Here is a 19,525-nt window from a genome sequence, read left to right as displayed (position 1 = left end):
CAGAAGAAAAGGGCAATCGCGGCCGTCTGTCAACAGAAACCGCAAACCCGCGCGCCGACGGACGCTGAAAAGCAGGGTTCAGGGGGCGTTTCACCGCCGCACGGTGGTTGGCTTTGCCAGCGATGGCTGCGAAGCGAATCGCGGGGTCCAGGGGGCTCAGCCCCTGGCGGTGGAGGTTTGGAGGAGGCAGAGCCTCCTCCAGCCAAACGGAGTTCGGTGCGCAGGCCGTTCCAAAGGCGCCGGATGCAAGGCGCAAGAAAGCGCCGGGCCCGACGCGTATTACAATACGCAAGGGGGCGGCGCTTTCGCGGCAACGCGGCAGACGGTGCTTTTGGGGCGGCCTGTCAGTCTTCTTCCTTGAGCTTGCGGATGGTCTCGGAATAGGCCTGGAAGACGTCCTGGCGTTGCAGCAATCCGAGCACCTTGGTGGGATCGTCTACGTCGAGGACCGGGAGTTGCGAATAGTCCGTGTCCACGAACTTCAAGAGCGCGGTGTACAGGTCGTCGTTTGGGTGCAGCGAGGCCGGGCGGCGCATGAGGTCGCCGACCACCACGAGGTCGAAGAGCACGTCCTCGTAGAGCACGCGGCGCACGTCCTGCAAGGGCAGGATGCCGGTGATGGCGTCGTCCTTGCCGCGCACGGGGAAGTTCAGTTCGTTGGTCTCGGCGATGACCGAGGTCAGGGCCTTGAGGGTCATGCGCTCGTCCAGGACCGTGACCCGGCCGGGCCGGTAGAAGTCCTTGACCTGGAGTTGCTCGAGGACGTTCAGGGTTGCGTCGCCGGTGTGGGCCGGGGACTCGAACTTGTTGTGGACCTGGTTTTCGTAGAGGCTGACCCTGCGGCCCAGGATCAGCGTGACCACCGAGGCCAGCATGAGCGGCGCGAGCAGGCCGTAGCCCTGGGTGATCTCGCAGACCATGACCAGCGGGCCGATGGGCGCGTTGGCCACGCCCGAGAAGAAGGCCGCCATGCCCACTAGCACGAAGGAGCCGGGGTGCATGACGGTTTCGGGGAAGTAACGGTGGGCGAGATTGCCCACCACGCCGCCGGTCATGCCGCCCACGAACAGGGCCGGGGCGAACATGCCGCCGGAAAGTCCGCTGCCGATGGTCACCGACGTGGCCAGGATCTTGCCGAAGAGGATGGCCACCATGAGCGCGAGCGGCAGGTTGCCCGCGATGGCCTGTTCGAGCCAGCCGTAGCCCCCGGAAAGCACGTGGGGAAAGAACGCGCCGAAGGTGCCCATGAGCAGCCCGCCCAGACCGCAGGTCCAGACCAGGCCGATCTTGGCCCTGAGCCGGGCGAAGACGCCGTACTTGAGTCCCTGGAAGGTCTTGACGTAGAGCCAGCCCGTGGCCGCGCAGGCTGCGGCCAGGAAGGCAAAGAAGGGCAGTTCCATGGGGTTGTGGAAGCGGAAGGGCGGCACGGCCAGGATGGGCTCGGTGCCGTAGATGAAGGCGAAGATGGTGTAGGCCACCACGCTGGAGAGCACTGAGGGCAGGATCGCCTCGGCCTCGAAATCCTCGCGGTAGATGACCTCGATGGCGGTCAGCGCCCCGCCCAATGGGGCGCGGAAGATCGCCCCAAGCCCTCCCGCCGCGCCCGCAAGCAGCAGGATGCGGCGCTCGCGCGAGGACAAGCCGAGCTTTTCCGAGATCCAGGCCCCAAGGCCCGCGCCGATCTGCGAGATGGGCCCCTCCTGTCCGGCCGAGCCGCCAGTGGAGATGGTCAGCATGGCCATCAGGCCGCGGATGAGGGGCACGCGGGCGCGGATCTTGCCGAGTTGCTGGTGGAAGGCCTTGATCATCGCGTCCGTGCCGTCGGTGCCCGCGTGCACGGTGTCTGGGATGAAGCGGCTGACGAGCCAGCCGGTGAGAAGCCCCACGCCCGTAAGCAGGCAGGGGATGACCCAGGGCCTGGGGTGCGGATGCAGCGGGCCGTGGAAGAGATTCTCGCCCGCGGGCGCGGGCAGCGCGTAGCCCGCCCATTGAGCCAGAAAGAGATTCCGCAGGTACTCGACGCCCAGGAAGAAGAAGCTGGCCGCAAGCCCCGCCAGGATGCCCACGCCCACGCCCAGCACCAGCCAGCGCATGGAGGGGATGCGGCGATAGGCGCGCAGGAAGTTGCGCCAGGATTCCAGCGAAAGAAGAGGACTGGCCGTCCCTTTCGGGCTCACGGCTCGGCTCCCGGAGCGCCCAGAATGCGGCAGGCCAGGCGGATGTCTTCCTTGATGCGCTCCACCAGGGGACTTGGCCCCGCGAATGTCATCTCGTCGCGCAGGCGCTGCACAAAGTGGATGCGCAGGGTGCGGCCGTAAAGGTCGCGGTCGAGGTTCATGATGTGGACCTCGACGGTCAGGCCGTGCTCGCCGAAGGTAGGATTGTGGCCCACGTTGCACACGGCCATGGTCGGCGGCGGGGCGTTCTCCTCCATGACTTCGGCCCACACGGCGTAGACGCCGCGTTTGGGGATCAACTCGTCGATGGGTTCGAGATTGGCCGTGGGAAAGCCCAAGAGGCGCGCGCCGCGCCCCGCGCCGGGCACCACACGGCCCTTGAACTGGTAGAAACGGCCCAGCAGAGGCGGCAGTTCCCAGACATCGCCCGCGAGAACGAGGTCGCGGATGCGCGTGGAGCTGACCACCGCCTCGTTGATGATCACCGGGTCCAGCCGTTCCACCGTGAAGCCGAATTCGCAGCCGAGTTGCGTCAGGAGTTCGTAATTGCCCGCGCGGCCCTTGCCGAAGGCGTAGTCATAGCCGATGGCCAGGTGGCGGGTCTTCAGGCCGTCCACCAGGATGCGTTTCACGAAGTCGCGCGGCGGGAGTTCCGCCAGGGCGCGGGTGAAGGGCAGTACCAAGGCGCACTCGACGCCGAGCGCCGAGATGAGTTCGAGCTTCTGGTCGAGCAGGGTGATGAATGGCGGGGTGTTTCTGCCCGTGAGCACACGCATGGGGTGCGGCTCGAAGGTCACGACCACGGAGAGCTGTCCGTGCGTGCGGGCGTGGTGGACGACCCCCTGAATGAGTTTCTGGTGTCCCTTGTGGACGCCGTCGAAGTTGCCGATGGTGACGCAGGAAGCGCTGAGGCTACCTTCGAGTTCGGCGCAGTCGTTGACCACGATCATGCAAGCATTCCAGGCCGCCGGACGCGGCCCCGCTTGGCTACCGCAATTGATGGCCGAGTGCAAGGGAGGGGGGGTGCGTGATCCGGATGTCTGCGGTTCGGGTCGGGGCGGTCGTGGAATTTCTGAGGCGCGCGGGGGAGGGGTGCCCCTAGGGCTGGGGGCGCGCTTGGGCGCATGGCGCCCGCAACCGGTTCGCGGTTCGCTCCGAAGGAGCGGCGGTTCGTGTAGCGGCCAGGCGCTGTATTGCGTCGATGCAGACCGTGAGATGGCGGCGGGACGAAAAACGAGAAAAATCTCGTGTCACGCAAAAACCGTCCGCAAAAACTCTTGACCCTTGGCGCGGGAATGGATAGAGGTCTCTTCCTCGTGCCGAAGTGGTGGAATTGGTAGACACGCTAGGTTCAGGGTCTAGTGGTCGCAAGGCCGTGGGAGTTCGAGTCTCCCCTTCGGCACCACTTTTCAGAAAGGGTTTCAGCCAACAGGCTGGAACCCTTTCCCTTTTTGGGGCCGGGAAAAGCCGCAAAAGGTCTGAAAGCGCGAAATTCGCCCGTTGGGTCAAAGACTGGGTCAACGACTGGGTCAAAAGCCCTTCGAACCCACTTTGGGGCGAGCCATGCGAAGCGCTGCCGGGACCAGCCATCTTCTCCTGAAGGGAAACACCTACTACTTCCGCCACGCTGTGCCGCGCGAGCACCGCGCGGCCCTTGGTTGCCGCGAGTTGCGGCGCAGCCTTGGCACAGGGTATGTTGCCGAGGCGCGGATGAAGGCAAAGCGCCTCGCCCTCGCCGTGCGGGATGTCTTTCGCATGCTTGGGCGCATGACCAGGGAGGGAGGCTTCGTGGACGAGGATTTGAAGGACGTCAGGGAATTCGTCGACACAATCTTCCGGGATGCGCTCGAAGAGAACGAAATGCAGCGCTTCACCGACTGCGTGAAAAACTATCCCAAGGAGATGGACTACCTGCCCGGGGACACCGAGAAGCGCATCGCCTATTTCAAGGGGATATTGGCTAGGCGGGATTATGCCCGGCTCGAAGGCCTTGCCCGCGTCTTCTGCGAGGAGGACGTTGGGGTCGAATTCCCGGAGGATCCGGTCAAGCGGCGGATGCTCGCGCACGAGATCGCCAAGCACTTCATCAATTACTACACGATCTGCACCCGCCGGAGCCAGGGCGACTTCAACTTTGAGAAGACACTGTACCCGCCCCAGTCCGAGGAATTCCTGGACTCCCTGTCGACCGAAGTGAAGTCAGGCGGACCAGCGGCACCTGCGGTCACCCTGTCCAAGGTCATCGAGGAGTACGTCCAGGACCAGACGCTTGCCGGAAACTGGACCGAGCGCAGCACGGGAGACATTGTTTCGACGCTTCACAATCTCATCGACATTCTTGGTGACGTGCCTGTCAGCAGCATCGACTTTGCGGCCATGCGCACCTTCAAAACGACCCTCATGCAGTTGCCGCCCAACCGGAAGAAGTCCAAGGAATACCGGGACAAGAGCATCGCGGAGATTTTGCGCGCGGCGCCAAAGAAGCGTCTCGGCAAGACAACTTTCAATAACATCGTGACAAATATTTCGAGCTTCTTCGAGTGGTGCGTGCGGCACGGCTATCTCAAGGAGAACTACGCCAGGGGATTGAAACTGCGCACCAGGAACGAGCGCATGGATGGGGCCCGGGCGGTGTTCACTCCCGAAGACCTGGCAACAATGTTCAACGCCAAGGGGTACCGGGGGGACAGCTTCAAGCAGCCGTACATGTTCTGGATCCCGCTGCTCTGCGTCTTCACCGGGGCGCGCCTTGAGGAGCTTTGCCAACTGTACGTCGAGGATGTTCGCGAGGTGGACGGCGTATGGGTGTTGGACATCAACGAGAATCCGGGGTCGGACGGCAAGCGGGACAAGCACCTCAAGACCGCAAGTTCCATCAGGCTCATCCCTATTCACCCTGTCCTTCTGGACCTGGGCGTCCTCCGTTTCCATGCCTCGGTCGTCAAATCGGGCGAGAAGCGGCTTTTCCCGGAGCTTAAAAAGATACGGAACCGCTACGGCCACGCAGTGAGCAAATGGTTCTCCCGCTTCCGGAAAAGCGTCGGCCTGGACTCGGAACTGCACGACTTGCACGCTTTCCGGCACACGGTCATCGATTTCTTCAAGAAGCAGCGCATCCCGAAGGACATCTATTCAGACGTCACTGGCCACGCGCAGGAAGGAACGGCAGAAAGCGTCTACGCCAAAGCCCACACCCCCACGCTACTTCTTCAGGAGGTCGTCGAGAAGATCGACTACGGCCTGGACCTGTCGCATCTGAACGGGTCAAAGTTCGGGAACGGAGCGACGCAGGATAGAAAAGGCTAGCATCGCTATTTTTGTTTATATTGGTTCATCGTTCTGTTTAGTCGGCTATAGATAGATGATAAACTGATAGTATTTGCATCTTGCGTGGCTACTTCCAATTGTATTAGGCTTATCGATGCCTTTCATTTCCTGTTTCCTGCGTCACTAAGCTTTTTTCTTTTCCTTCCATTTAATCTTTTCTTTCCTTTTTTGTTTCCTTCTCTTTCCTTTGCCTGCTCGGTGAGCCGCTGACGCATTGGCATCGGATGGGTAGTATTGCCCATGCTGGATGAATTCGCCGACGCCTCCCCACTGGCCCTGGGCCTGGGCACTGGCATGACGGGCCTGGGGTCACCACGACCTGCTCCGCGCCTCCGCGCCTCCACCTCCTCGCGGAACCGCCATCGTCTGCTCTGGAGCGCTCTGCCGCCCAGGAATCGCTGCTATTGCGTGGCGTCCCTGCAATACTTTACTTTCCATATTAGCCAAAGTGCCGTTTTGCTCCGGCATATTTCCTTACGAAAGGCCCAGGGCGAACGGGACAAACTTTGGTCAAAAAGCGCGACTTCACGCAAAACAGCCGTTTTTGACCAAAAAAGCCAGAAAACGCTAGACTGCAAGATTTTGGTCAAAAAGCGCTATTTTGCAGGTTGTGCCCGTTTTTCATCAAAATCACTGTCATCCGTCGGGGTTTCAGGGGGTGCGGTTGCCGACCCTGCTGGTAGTCCATCTCGGTTAGGCATGAGGCTGAAGGTCAGCGTCATGCCGAAGCCAATGCCTTGACGACCTCGTCGGTCCCCTCGGCGAGGACCGTCGGGGACGGAGTCGAAGTCGACCTAGGCGACCTCGTCCGAGCTGACCCCGAGGGAATACCGAAGAGCCGCCAAGGTGGAAAACCAGGAAACCCGGAGTCCCAACTTATGGCTGGTGCACTCAGAGGGGTAAGGTCATTTCCCGTGGCGGATTCCGTGGTTCTTCTCTTTTGCCTCTTTTGTATCTTTTTCAAATCAAGTCTCAGGCTGGGAATGGTCAGATTTCTTGTATGACAATCTATGATTGAGTCGCATACAAATTTTAATTCCTTGGGTACGGACTGATCGAAGATCCATCTTCAGTTCAAGGTTTCGATATTTGAATATTTTGTTGGCTGGAAAATACTTTTTTAGATTGTAATGAAATTTATCTGGACATCGAATCGAAAAAATGGATCACATTGGACATCCTTCGGAGGTGTTCATTGGTAGGGGAGTTGTCGTTTGTCAATCTCGCAAAATCTACGAACACGCTTTTCCAAGTTCTAGGAGGGAAAGATGGCTGCTTCGAACCTCAAAAAATGCTCTGTGAAGACGGGTAGGGCTGCGGACAAGTCCAGCTTGTGTTCGACCGACATGATTTTCAAGCGGTTTGGACTTATCAAAAAGCCGAGGGGGAAAGCCCTGAAGATCTTTCTTAAGGGCGCGGGTGGTTCTGGAATCGCTGGAACAGCCTTCGATGCGATCTTGATCGACAAGGGGCCTCGGGTGGACCTCTCCGACCCAGCCGACATCAGGCGGAATCGTAAGCGCATCAGATTCGTCGAAATCAAGACGACGAGTCGTTATGGGATTGGCTCGGACTTCAACAGATACTTTTTCAGTGTGTCGCAAAATCAGTTCGATGCTGGAGCAAAGCTTGGTGGTCGCTATCTGTTCTTCTTCATCAATTTGCGAACGGGGAAGCACCTTCGGTTGACCAAGGCTCAGCTGGACAAGCGGATCAAGTCGAAAACGACGAGCTATTCGATCCAGATCTAGACCTTTCTGCCAACGGCGGGGGAGGTGACCGACTCCCCGCCGTTGGCCAGCGCCCAGCGATTCGGGCATGCCTGTCTGGGTTCTTAAAAAATTATCCGCGTGCGTTTTGGCAGCGCCAAAAGGAACTACTCGCCCGCAAGTCGATGAGGATTGTGAATATTGATATTGTGAAATATGGTCGATAGAACTTCAGCCTTCACAAGGAAGTATATGGGCAGTGCGTTAGGTCGGGTTTCAAATCTGTCGGGAATGCCGCGATGTTGACGTATTATGCGCGATTCATCGGAGAAGGGGACCAAGTGCGATGGCAGCGGCTACGTGAACATCTGCTGATGGTCGCGCGTCTCGCGGCAGCCTTCGCGCGCGAGGCAAATCCGGGAGATCGGGGATTTGTCCGGGCCGCGCGCAGAGCAGGCCTGCTCCACGATCTGGGAAAGTACGGCGACGCCTTCCAGCAACGGCTGCGTGACGCCGAGGCCGGCAGACCGGCCGCGGCCGCGCCCCATGCTCGCTTTGGTGCGGCGCTCCTTGATAGGGACGGGAGGTGGGATCAGGCCCTGGCTGTGCTTGGCCACCACGCGGGCTTGCACGCGGCATCGGACTTCACAAATAAGGTACGTCCCGAAGATGGAGACACAGGAGACACGCTTCTGCGGCGCGCCTTGGATGACGGCCTGCGGCTCGCCGGGCGAGATGGTCCTGTCACCATCCGAGAAGGCACGACCGACCGGCTGGCTCTGGAGTTGCGCGAACGCATGCTCTTCAGTTGCCTCGTGGACGCCGATCGTAGCGACTGCGTCCGCTTTGAGGTCGGCATGCTGCCAACCGGGCCAGCTCTCGATGCGCAGAAGCTTTTGTCCAAGCTCCTCGGCTTCATCGCGGAAAAGGCCAGGGAATGTCCACCGGGAGTTGTGAAGGAGTGTCGCGCCGCCGTGCTTGACGCCTGCCTCGACTCCGCTTCGCTGCCCGGTCGGCTGCTCACGCTGGCCGTGCCAACGGGAGGCGGCAAGACTCTTTCCGGCATGGCCTTCGCGCTTAAGCGAGCGACGTTGCGGCCGGACGCGGTACGGCGGGTTGTCGTGGTCGTGCCGTACCTATCCATCATCGAGCAGAACGCGGCGGAATACCGTGCGGCCCTCGGCGACGACGCAATCCTGGAGCATCATTCCGGCGACTTCGCGAGCCTGCGGACCGTGCGGCGCGAGCACGATGAGCGCATGTTCTCGGAGAATGAGGGGGACGAGGCGTATGCCGTTGCGGACGAAGATGAGGACGCCCACCTCGGCGGCCTTCGCGTTCCGGATTTGGCGCGGGAGAATTGGGACGCGCCTGTCATCGTCACCACCTCGGTGCGCTTCTTCGAGACCATTTTCTCCAACCGACCGTCTGACCTGCGACGTTTGCACAACATCGCCCGTTCGGTGGTCATCCTGGACGAGGTGCAAACCCTGCCGCGCCACTTACTGGCCCCGCTCCTTTCCGTCATGCAGGGGCTCGCGCACGACTGGGGCGTGCACTTCGTCTTCTCCACCGCGACCCAGCCCGCCTTCGAGAGGCCCGAGACCGCCCCACCCGAAGACATTCGGTGGGCCCCGGGCAGCCTGACCCCGATCATCCCGTCGGAGTTGTACGCGCGCCTCGTGCGTGATCTTCAACGAGTGGCCGAGCCGGTTTGGGCGAGCAGTGGCGAGTCGTGGTCCGTGGCGCGGCAGGCCGAGGCCGTGCGAAATGAGCCGCGCGCGCTGTGCATTCTGAACACCAAGCGCCAGGTGCGCGATCTCTTCCAATGCCTGCGATCCGAGGCGGACGGCTGGCTCGTGCACCTCTCCACGCGCATGTGCGCGGCGCACCGGCTGGCTGTCATCCGGCGCATCCAGGAGCATCTGCGGCAGACGGACGAGCCGTGCCGGGTGATCAGTTCCCAGCTCGTTGAGGCTGGGGTGGACCTGAGCTTTCCGGCTGTGATGCGGGCCATGGGGCCGCTGGACGCCATTGTGCAGGCGGCTGGGCGCTGCGACCGGGACGGCAGGCTGACCGCCGCCCTGGGCGCTCCGGCCGGTCGGCTGACGATCTTCGAGCCTGAGGATGGAGCCAGTCCCTATCCCGGCCCCACCTCCATCACGCGCTCCATGCTCGGGCACCTGGGCATGTCGCTTCATGCGCCTGCGGTCATGCGCCGCTACTTCAACGAGCTCTACGAGGGGGAGCTGGACGGCCCAGGCATCCAGGGGCTGCGACTGAAGTTCGACTTCCCCGCAGTGGCCGAGGCCTTCTCGCTCATCGACGACCGCACCCGCGCGGTGCTTGTGCCTTACGGGAAGGGTACGGGGATCATCGCGTGCCTTGAGCGCGGCGAGTCGCCCTCGCGTGATCTACTGCGCCTGGCGGGCCGCTACCAGGTGGGGCTCTACCCGAACGAATTCCACGAGGCCGAGCGCTTGGGCGCCATCTATTCCCTCGATAGCGACGGCCGCCTCTGGGCCTGCCGAAAGAGCTGCTACGACGACGAACTCGGGCTCGACTTGCGGCCGCCCGCCGCAGGGGAACATGTGGTCTGAGCGCACGGACCCCAGCTTTACGCAGTCGCCCCGCTGATTTTCCCCGTATTTCTGTTCTTTCTCAATCTCGATCCTTAACCACAAGGAGATGTGCATGACACCCATCGTCCGAGTCAGGGTCTCGGGTCCGCTGGCCTGCTTCACGCGGCCCGAAGCCAAGGTCGAGCGCATGAGCTACGACCTGCCCACGCCCTCCGCGGCGCGGGGGATTCTGGACAGCATCTGCTGGCGGCCGCAGATGCGCTGGCACGTCCGGGCCGTCGAGGTGCTAAGGCCCCTGCGCACCATCGCGCTCAAGCGCAACGAGGTGCAGTCCAAGATCACGGTCAAGGGAAGGGCTGGCATTGCGGGCTGGATGGCCGATCCAGCGGACTATGCTCCCTTCGCCGCCGGAGCGGGCAGCGACGAGGGTACGCCGCGCGCCACCCTGGCGCTCAAGGATGTGGCCTACGTGATCGAGGCCGAGCCCGTGGTCTTCGACGCCTCGGGCGACAATACGCCGCAGAAGTACGCAGCCATGCTCAGGCGGCGGGTGGAGAAAGGCCAGTGCCACATCCGACCCTGCCTGGGCTGCCGCGAGTTCGCGGCCGAGTTCGGCCCGCCCGATCCGGCGGAGAAGCCCATCGCCGAAAGCCGTGACCTCGGCCGCATGCTCTATGACATCATCTTCGATTCCGAGACCGGGAACACACCGGTCTTCTTCCAGGCCCGCCTCGAAAACGGCCGCATGGACACGCGTGCGGAAATGGCCGTCACGGACGAAGCGTTGCGCAGGAGGGTGCTGGCATGCTCGTACAGACACTAGCCGCCTATGCGGACAGCTATCTTGCCGACGATCTCGCGGCCATCGCCTTCGAGGAGAAGCCCGTGCGCTACCTTGTGGAGTTGGACGACGCCGGACGATTTTGCGGTATTCGCGAGCGGGTGCGGCAGGAGACACGGCGCGTGGGCAAGAAAGAAAAGAGCGTGGAGGTGGTGGAGACATTGCGCGTGCCGCGCTCGCCCGTGAACCGCAACAGCGGCGTGCACCCCCTGCTCGGATGCGACGCCCTGCCCTATCTGTTCGGCCCCAGGCTGGGCGTCTGGACCGCAGAAGGCAAAGGGGACAAGGAAGGCCGCAACCACGCGGGCTTCGTCGAGTTGATCCAGGTCGTGGCCGAGCAGACCGGGGACGCCGCCCTGGCCGCCTGCGCAGCCTTCTACGCCGACCCGGCTGCGGTGGAGCGCGCCGCAGCGGAGGTAGCCGCGCTGAAGCCGCCGCCCGGCGCTTTGGCCAGTCTGAGCGTGCGGCCCGCGCGGCTGGACAGTGACGATCCCGGCGGGCCGGTGGTGGGCCGCCCGGTCGTGCGGCGGTACTGGACCGCGCACTACGAGCGAGCCTCCGGCGAGCGTCACGCCAAGGGCGGGGAGGGCATGTGCCTGATCTCCGGCGAATCCGGTCCCCTGGCTGTGACGCACGACCTGATCAAGGGCGCGGGCAACCTGGGCGGACAGGCTGGCGTGGCCCTCATGTCCTTCGACAAGGCGGCCTTCCGCTCCTACGGCTGGGAGAAGAACGCCAACAGCCCGGTGAGTCCGGGCCGGGCATCGGCCTACGTGTTGGCCCTGAACGATCTGTTGCGGCCGGGCGCGCATCGCAGGGGCATGTCCCCGAGCGTGAGCCTGCACACGCGCTCGGACTACGGCGGTATGGCCTTCCTGTACTGGACGCGCGAGCCCACGGACGTTCTGCCCATTCAGATACTGCAGGAGCCCGACCCGGACAACGTGAAGCGGCTCATGGACACGCCGCACCGGCCGTCGCAGATGCCCCACGGCCTTGCGGGCCGCGGGAACGAGTTCTACCTGCTGGCGGTCTCAGGCAACGGCGGTCGGCTGGTAGTGCGCGACTGGTATCCGGAGAGCCTGGAGCAGGTGACGGACAACGTCCGCCAGTGGTTCTCGGACTTGGCCATGGCCGACGTGTTCAAAGGCGGCGAGCGCGCGCGGCCCCCCTCGATCTACGCGCTCCTCTCTGCCGTGAGCCCGCCGGGACGCGAGCCGAACGACAAGGCCAACGCCGCCATATCCCTCGCGTTCATGCGCCGGGCGCTGCACGGCCTGCCGTTCGGGCATTCGGTCCTGGCCGCAGCCCTGAACCGGCTTCGCCGCGAGCAGGGCAAAGCGCGCCTGGCTGCGGACCGCGTGGCCCTGGTGCGGCTGTGCGTCAACGATATCGCGAAAACCAAAAAAGGAGGGCCTATCATGGCCGAATGCCTGGACAATGACCAGAACGACGCCGCCTATCTCTGCGGCCAATTGCTCGCCGAGTACGAGGCTTTGCAGTACCAGGCCCTGGGCGAGGTCAACGTCACCGTTGGCGACCGCTACTATGCCATGGCCTCGACCAGACCACTCTTGGCGTTCAAACGTCTGGAGGATTTGAGCCGCGCCCATCTCAAGCGGCTGCGAAGCGATAAGAAGGCCGCGGGCATTGCCCTCCAGCAGCGCATCACCGCGCTCGTGAAACGCATCGGGGAGAGCGCCTGCGGTAACTTCCCTGCGGCGTTGAGTCTGGAGGAGCAGGGCCGCTTCGTCATCGGCTACCATCACCAAAAGGCCGACAACGCGCGCAAGGCCAAGGAGGCCAAGGCCGCCAAGGAGGCAGCCAAGGCTGCCGACGCGGCCGCCGAGTCCGCCGTTCCCACCGATGCCAAGAACTAACGAAACGACGAAAGGAGACTTACAATGAGCACGCCCATCGCCAATCGCATCGATTTCCTGCTGCTGTTCGACGTGAAGGACGGCAACCCCAACGGCGATCCGGATTTCGACAACTCTCCGCGTTTCGACCCCGAGACCTTCCAGGGGCTCGTGTCCGACGTCTGCCTCAAGCGCAAGATCCGTGAATGGGTCTACGCGGCCAAGTCGCAGGGCGGCGCCATCGAGTCGGGTTACGACGTGTTCGTGCTTCAGGGCCATTCTCTGGAGAGCCGCCAGAAGATGCCCTACGAACATTTGGCCGGGCTCGATGGCAAGGCCAAGGGCGCCAAGACCGCGCGTAGCGATGTGGAGAAGGCCCGGGAGTGGATGTGCGCCAATTTCTTCGACGTCCGGGCCTTTGGCGCGGTCATGAGCACCACGGACTTCAATTGCGGCCAGGTGCGCGGCCCCGTGCAACTCACCTTCGCCCGTTCCTTCGATCGCGTCCTCTCCACGGAGCACGGCATCACCCGCGTGGCCTACACCACGGAGAAGAAAACCTCCGAGACCTCGGCCCAAACGGAGATGGGGCGCAAGCACACCGTGGCCTACGGGCTCTATGCGGCGTATGGTTTCATCACGCCTGCCTTCGCGGGCGGCGCGAACGGCACGGGTTTCAGCGCCGATGACCTCGACGTGCTCAAAAAGGCTCTGGTGAACATGTTCGATCTGGACCACTCCGCGGCACGCGGGCTCATGCGCACGCGCCACGTCTTCGCCTTCGAACACGCATCACCTCTGGGCAACGCGCAGTCCGGCAAGCTTTTCGATTTGGTGAAGGTGAAGCGCAAGGAGGGTGTGGATTCCCCGCGCGGTTTCGAGGACTACGTGATCACGCCGCTCTCCGATATCAAGGCCGCGTGCCCCGACGGGGTGACGCCTACGGACTGGGCCGAGGGATAGCACCATGCCGGACCCTCTCCCGCTCTCGGCCCTGGCCCATCTGCTGTTCTGCCGTCGCCGGGCGGCGCTGGTGCATGTGGAGAACGCCTGGGCCGAGAGCGTGGCCACAGCCGAGGGGCGCGTTCTACACCACAAGGTGGACAGCGACCCTCGGCTGGAGAGACGCGGCGACGTGCTCGTCGCCCGCATGCTCCCCCTGCGCTCCGAGCGGCTTGGGCTTTTTGGCGTGGCCGACAGCGTGGAGTTCCACCGCGACGAGGCAGGGGCGCGGCTGCCCGGCGTGGCGGGACGCTGGCGGCCCTTTCCCGTTGAATACAAGCGCGGGAAGCTCAGGCGCGAAGCGGGCTATCTCGTGCAGCTTTGCGCCCAGGGGATGTGCCTGGAGGAAATGCTCGGCGTGGACGTGCCTGCCGGGGCGCTTTTCTTCGGCACGAACCGGCGTCGTCTGGCCGTGAACCTCGATCAGGACTTGCGGGCGCACGTCCAGGCGGCGGCCGAGGACCTGCACGGGCTGATCCGGAGCGAAAGCACGCCTGCGGCCGAATATGAGCGGGCCAAGTGCGCGGCCTGTTCCATGAAGTCGCTGTGCCTGCCCGGCTGCAGCACCGGGGGCGCGCCCGTGGCGGCCTATCTCAGGCGCATGCTGGAGTGCGAGGAGGATGCGTGAAACAGCACTTGAACACCCTGTTCGTCACCACCCAAGGAGCCTATCTGGCCAAGGACGGCGAGGCCGTGGCCGTGCGCGTGGACAGCGAGACGAAGCTGCGGTTCCCGGCGCACACCCTGGACGGGGTGATCTGTTTCGGCCAGGTCTCCATGAGTCCCGCTCTCATGGCGCATCTGGCCGAGAAGGACGTGTGCGTGAGCTTTCTGTCCGAGTCGGGCCGTTTCCTGGCCCGCGTGCAGGGGCCGACGCACGGCAACGTGTTGCTCCGGCGTCGGCAGTACCGCGCGGCGGACGATCCTGCAACTTCTGCGGACATCGCCCGCATGACTTTGGCCGGGAAGTTGCACAACTGCCGCGCCGCCCTGCGCAGGAGCGCCCGCGACCATCCTGATCGCCCGGAGGCTGAGAAATTGTCCATAGCGGCGGACGCCCTGGGGCATCAACTCAAGCGGTTGCCTATGACAAACGGGCTGGAAGGCCTGCGTGGGCTGGAAGGAGAGGCTGCGGCCGGTTATTTCGGTGCGTTCGCCGCCATGCTGCTGCGTGGCGAACCGGAACTCGGCTTCACGGGGCGCAATCGCCGACCGCCTTTGGACCCGGTAAACTGCCTCCTGTCCTTTCTCTATACACTGTTGGTCCACGATGTGCGATCGGCCTTGGAGAGCGTGGGGCTGGACCCCCAGGTGGGTTTTCTGCACCGCGATCGCCCCGGCCGACCGAGCCTGGCCCTGGATCTCATGGAGGAATTCCGCCCTGTGCTGGCGGACCGCCTGGCCCTCACACTGTTGAACCGGGGCATGCTTGATCCGAAGGATTTTCGCACTGCAGTCAGCGGTGCGGTGAGCCTCACGGACAAGGCCCGAAAGACGGTGATCACAGCCTGGCAAGAGCGCAAGCGCAACGAAGTCGAGCATCCTTTTCTGCGCGAGAAGATGGCAGCGGGGCTTTTGCCGTTTGCGCAGGCTCTCCTGCTCGCCCGGTTCCTGCGCGGCGATCTGGACGCCTACCCGCCATATCTCTGGAGGTGACCATGCTCGTTCTCGTCAGTTACGACGTTTCCACAATTGATCCCAAAGGTCCGGGCCGTCTGCGGCGCATGGCCAAGCTCTGCCAGAATTGGGGGCAGCGCGTGCAGAACTCCGTCTTTGAATGTCTCGTGGATCCGGCGCAGTGGACGGCCCTGCGCGCCAAGCTTTTGGATTGCATCGACCCGGAGCATGACAGCCTGCGCTTCTATTTTCTCGGCGCAAATTGGCAGCGTCGCGTGGAGCACGCAGGGGCCAAGAAACCCATTGACCAGGAGGGGAATCTCATCGTTTGAACCCGGCGCGGACCCCAAGCGGACATGAAATCCCCGGGAGGTCCGCGCGCAGAGAAATTGATGATAAATTAGACTATTGAGCGAGTGGCTTGTGGTTTGGGGATACAGAATGATCGCCCGTGGCCGCCATTCGCGCACCTGCCCCCGGCAAGCCGCGTGAAATGTGGCTTGCCAGCCGGGCAGTCGCCCCCCGCACGGGGGCGTGGATTGAAACGAGGTCGGCTACCAGGGCGGCACAGCGTTCCTGGTCGCCCCCCGCACGGGGGCGTGGATTGAAACACGTCCGTGCGGCGCACGTTGTCCGGCCCGGCGTGTCGCCCCCCGCACGGGGGCGTGGATTGAAACATCCGCTAGCCAGTAGGAGCAGGAGAAATGACCACGGTCGCCCCCCGCACGGGGGCGTGGATTGAAACTATGATCCCGAGGCCGAGTGCCCAGTGTGGGACGTCGCCCCCCGCACGGGGGCGTGGATTGAAACTCCCGCACCTCTGGATTGGCCAAGCTGGCCAAGTCGCCCCCCGCACGGGGGCGTGGATTGAAACTTGCGACCAGGCATCCATCCAGTCCGCTGTCCTTGTCGCCCCCCGCACGGGGGCGTGGATTGAAACTCAAGATCGGACATGCCTGGGCCGGGGGGGTCTTGTCGCCCCCCGCACGGGGGCGTGGATTGAAACTTCCCGCAGCGTCACGAGGCCCTGGGCCAGGAGGTCGCCCCCCGCACGGGGGCGTGGATTGAAACTTTCCCTTGCTGAGCCATCCAGCTCAAGAGGTCGTCGCCCCCCGCACGGGGGCGTGGATTGAAACTTCTCTGGGACGTCTCTGCACGGCGCGGGACGGGTCGCCCCCCGCACGGGGGCGTGGATTGAAACCATTCCGACATGCCGCCCGAGACCAAGGAGCGGGTCGCCCCCCGCACGGGGGCGTGGATTGAAACGTCGAGGAAGCGTGGCTCAAGGGGCTTCTGGCCGTCGCCCCCCGCACGGGGGCGTGGATTGAAACAACGAATCCCGCCGCACGTTCTCCGCTGGCGAGGTCGCCCCCCGCACGGGGGCGTGGATTGAAACAACGCAGGCCGCTCCAAGGCGGCCTGGCGCGAGGTCGCCCCCCGCACGGGGGCGTGGATTGAAACCACCGGCGCGGCCCATTCCGATCACAAGTACGGGTCGCCCCCCGCACGGGGGCGTGGATTGAAACATCGTGGGCGACGTGATCGGCGTTTCGGCCGGACACGTCGCCCCCCGCACGGGGGCGTGGATTGAAACTATCTCGACGAAATGGGCGATGCTGGCGCCCCCCGTCGCCCCCCGCACGGGGGCGTGGATTGAAACATCTCGGCCATCTCGCCCAACGCGCCCAGGCCGAGTCGCCCCCCGCACGGGGGCGTGGATTGAAACACGGACACGGCCAACGCCGTGCCCGGCGAGACCGGTCGCCCCCCGCACGGGGGCGTGGATTGAAACATTGTCCGCCACCAGGCGGGCGGCGTGGGCCAGATCGTCGCCCCCCGCACGGGGGCGTGGATTGAAACACGTCCGTGCGGCGCACGTTGTCCGGCCCGGCGTGTCGCCCCCCGCACGGGGGCGTGGATTGAAACAGCGTCCCCTCCTTGTCATAGTATGTGAGCGCCGGTCGCCCCCCGCACGGGGGCGTGGATTGAAACAGGATGCCCTCCAGCACGAGCAGCCCCATGTAGTGTCGCCCCCCGCACGGGGGCGTGGATTGAAACGTACTTGCGCCCGAAATTCTCCAGGGCCTCGGCAAGTCGCCCCCCGCACGGGGGCGTGGATTGAAACAGTCTTCGTGGGATTTTCGCTTTCCGGCTCCCGGAGTCGCCCCCCGCACGGGGGCGTGGATTGAAACAGCCTCGGCCGGGGTGCATACTCGGCAGTCGATGTCGCCCCCCGCACGGGGGCGTGGATTGAAACCTCCTAGATGGTCTGTATCCCGTAGGCGGCCAGAGTCGCCCCCCGCACGGGGGCGTGGATTGAAACGCTGAATCCGTGGACACCATCCGAGCCCAGCATGTCGCCCCCCGCACGGGGGCGTGGATTGAAACAACTGGAACGCGGACACGGAGATCGTCTACGATGTCGCCCCCCGCACGGGGGCGTGGATTGAAACATGGTGTCGCCGTCGGCCACGCGCACCACCTGGGTCGCCCCCCGCACGGGGGCGTGGATTGAAACAAGGAGGTCGATTCCACGGCCGTGTTGTCGGCCCGTCGCCCCCCGCACGGGGGCGTGGATTGAAACGTTCAACGCCCAGGGCAACGCGTTCGACGCCTGTCGCCCCCCGCACGGGGGCGTGGATTGAAACGAGGTCCTGGCCGAACAGGCCGGGATCGTCCTGCCGTCGCCCCCCGCACGGGGGCGTGGATTGAAACGAGCCCCGCGGAGTTGAGCGCGTACTGGATGTCCGTCGCCCCCCGCACGGGGGCGTGGATTGAAACAGGGCCAAAACGGCAGTCAGGAGCGCTCGCACTGGTCGCCCCCCGCACGGGGGCGTGGATTGAAACATCGTGGAGGGCCTGCAAAAGTGCCTCACACCGGGTCGCCCCCCGCACGGGGGCGTGGATTGAAACTTTGCCCTGGGATTCATCCAATTCAATAGAAATGGTCGCCCCCCGCACGGGGGCGTGGATTGAAACATCGTGGAGGGGTTGCAACGGGGCCTCACGCCGGTCGCCCCCCGCACGGGGGCGTGGATTGAAACCGATATGCCCCGGCCTCGCGTCGGCCGCCGCCTGGTCGCCCCCCGCACGGGGGCGTGGATTGAAACCACCAGGAGAGCGCCTGGCGGCGTGACGCCAGATGTCGCCCCCCGCACGGGGGCGTGGATTGAAACTGATACGGCGTCGTCGTAGCGTACATATTCGCCGGTCGCCCCCCGCACGGGGGCGTGGATTGAAACACCAGCTATCTGCCGGTGCACGACGGCGAGGAATGGTCGCCCCCCGCACGGGGGCGTGGATTGAAACTTCGTCGGGGCGGTGCCCGACGACATCGGCGACGAGTCGCCCCCCGCACGGGGGCGTGGATTGAAACTATCCGGAGCGGGGAACGGTGCGCGTGCGCATGTCGCCCCCCGCACGGGGGCGTGGATTGAAACGCTTTGGAGAGCGTGGCACCGTTGGCCTTGATGTCGCCCCCCGCACGGGGGCGTGGATTGAAACTTTGGCCCTGGACCGGTTCTGCCGTCAGATTGTGGTCGCCCCCCGCACGGGGGCGTGGATTGAAACAATCCGCAGTGTGGAGAGGTATTCCCTGGCATTGTCGCCCCCCGCACGGGGGCGTGGATTGAAACAACGGCCTGTCCTGCGCTGCCATGGTCGCCCCCCTGTCGCCCCCCGCACGGGGGCGTGGATTGAAACAAAAAATGCACTACACGGGTAGCAACACGAACGGCGTCGCCCCCCGCACGGGGGCGTGGATTGAAACATGGCCTATTGGCGATGGACAAACAGACTCGGGGTCGCCCCCCGCACGGGGGCGTGGATTGAAACGTCGAGCCACCCGAACAGATCACCGAACACCAGGTCGCCCCCCGCACGGGGGCGTGGATTGAAACCTCACCACTCCTGATACCATCACCGCGGCCCGCCAGTCGCCCCCCGCACGGGGGCGTGGATTGAAACGTACTGGCCGCGCGGCACGACGGCCCGAAACGTTGTCGCCCCCCGCACGGGGGCGTGGATTGAAACTTCATCTGGTCGCCCTTGACCTCCGGCTGCAGGATGTCGCCCCCCGCACGGGGGCGTGGATTGAAACAGTCTCCACGACCGTGATCCATTGATAGGCCGCGTCGCCCCCCGCACGGGGGCGTGGATTGAAACCTGGTAGCCGACCTCGACCTCTCGGACAGTGCCGTCGCCCCCCGCACGGGGGCGTGGATTGAAACGTTTGGTTCGGGCAGCAGGTCCTCGGGCACGCCCAGTCGCCCCCCGCACGGGGGCGTGGATTGAAACAATAAAACATGAGAGGTTGACCTATGAAGCCCGTCGCCCCCCGCACGGGGGCGTGGATTGAAACTTATCGAGGCGGTACTTGCTCCCTCGCTTTGAAGTCGCCCCCCGCACGGGG

At 64.1% G+C, this 19,525-nt stretch carries 11 protein-coding genes, 1 tRNA gene and 1 CRISPR repeat array; of the genes, 10 read left to right on the top strand and 2 right to left on the bottom strand.

Going from position 1 to position 19,525, the window contains the following annotated elements; translation table 11 throughout:
- Positions 1–344: 344 nt before the first annotated feature.
- Positions 345–2,177: a chloride channel protein gene (locus DSAT_RS06910; protein WP_020886859.1), complete on the bottom strand. Its 1,833-nt coding sequence runs from the start codon at positions 2,175–2,177 to the stop codon at positions 345–347.
- Positions 2,174–3,127: a bifunctional riboflavin kinase/FAD synthetase gene (locus tag DSAT_RS06905; RefSeq protein ID WP_020886858.1), complete on the bottom strand. Its 954-nt coding sequence runs from the start codon at positions 3,125–3,127 to the stop codon at positions 2,174–2,176. Before DSAT_RS06905 ends, DSAT_RS06910 begins: the two co-directional genes overlap by 4 nt.
- Before the next feature lie 368 nt (positions 3,128–3,495).
- Here DSAT_RS06905 and DSAT_RS06900 point away from each other — a divergent pair.
- The 10 genes from DSAT_RS06900 to cas2 all read left to right on the top strand — a co-directional run bounded on the left by DSAT_RS06900 (position 3,496) and on the right by cas2 (position 15,446).
- A tRNA-Leu gene (locus DSAT_RS06900) sits at positions 3,496–3,582 on the top strand.
- 158 nt (positions 3,583–3,740) lie between these two features.
- Entirely contained in the window at positions 3,741–5,483 is a 1,743-nt protein-coding gene (locus tag DSAT_RS06895; RefSeq protein WP_020886857.1) for a DUF6538 domain-containing protein, read from the top strand.
- Between the two features lie 1,289 nt (positions 5,484–6,772).
- Positions 6,773–7,255 (top strand): hypothetical protein, encoded by a 483-nt coding sequence (locus DSAT_RS06890; protein WP_020886856.1) that lies wholly within the window; start codon positions 6,773–6,775, stop codon positions 7,253–7,255.
- Positions 7,256–7,512: 257 nt separating this feature from the next.
- A complete protein-coding gene (locus DSAT_RS06885; protein WP_020886855.1) occupies positions 7,513–9,813 on the top strand; it encodes a CRISPR-associated endonuclease Cas3'' in 2,301 nt (766 codons plus the stop codon).
- Positions 9,814–9,907: 94 nt separating this feature from the next.
- Complete coding sequence (cas5c, locus tag DSAT_RS06880) at positions 9,908–10,618, top strand: type I-C CRISPR-associated protein Cas5c (RefSeq protein WP_020886854.1); 711 nt, start codon at positions 9,908–9,910, stop codon at positions 10,616–10,618.
- A complete protein-coding gene (gene cas8c, locus DSAT_RS06875; RefSeq protein ID WP_020886853.1) occupies positions 10,600–12,516 on the top strand; it encodes a type I-C CRISPR-associated protein Cas8c/Csd1 in 1,917 nt (638 codons plus the stop codon). The genes cas5c and cas8c overlap by 19 nt, the downstream gene beginning before the upstream one ends.
- A gap of 24 nt (positions 12,517–12,540) precedes the next feature.
- Complete coding sequence (gene cas7c / locus DSAT_RS06870; RefSeq protein WP_020886852.1) at positions 12,541–13,458, top strand: type I-C CRISPR-associated protein Cas7/Csd2; 918 nt, start codon at positions 12,541–12,543, stop codon at positions 13,456–13,458.
- Positions 13,459–13,462: 4 nt separating this feature from the next.
- Positions 13,463–14,125 carry a CRISPR-associated protein Cas4 gene (gene cas4 / locus DSAT_RS06865; protein WP_020886851.1) on the top strand — a complete coding sequence of 221 codons (663 nt, stop codon included), beginning with the start codon at positions 13,463–13,465 and terminating at the stop codon, positions 14,123–14,125.
- Positions 14,122–15,153, top strand: a complete 1,032-nt coding sequence (gene cas1c, locus DSAT_RS06860; RefSeq protein WP_020886850.1) for a type I-C CRISPR-associated endonuclease Cas1c — start codon at positions 14,122–14,124, stop codon at positions 15,151–15,153. Before cas4 ends, cas1c begins: the two co-directional genes overlap by 4 nt.
- Before the next feature lie 2 nt (positions 15,154–15,155).
- A complete protein-coding gene (gene cas2, locus DSAT_RS06855; RefSeq protein WP_020886849.1) occupies positions 15,156–15,446 on the top strand; it encodes a CRISPR-associated endonuclease Cas2 in 291 nt (96 codons plus the stop codon).
- Positions 15,447–15,628: 182 nt separating this feature from the next.
- A CRISPR array of direct repeats spans positions 15,629–19,474; the repeat unit is 32 nt; unit sequence GTCGCCCCCCGCACGGGGGCGTGGATTGAAAC.
- Positions 19,475–19,525 lie beyond the last annotated feature (51 nt).

This window comes from Alkalidesulfovibrio alkalitolerans DSM 16529 (assembly GCF_000422245.1).
GTDB lineage: Bacteria > Desulfobacterota > Desulfovibrionia > Desulfovibrionales > Desulfovibrionaceae > Alkalidesulfovibrio > Alkalidesulfovibrio alkalitolerans.
Note: the sequence above shows the minus strand (reverse complement) of the source record. Positions and strands in the feature narration are given on the sequence as shown.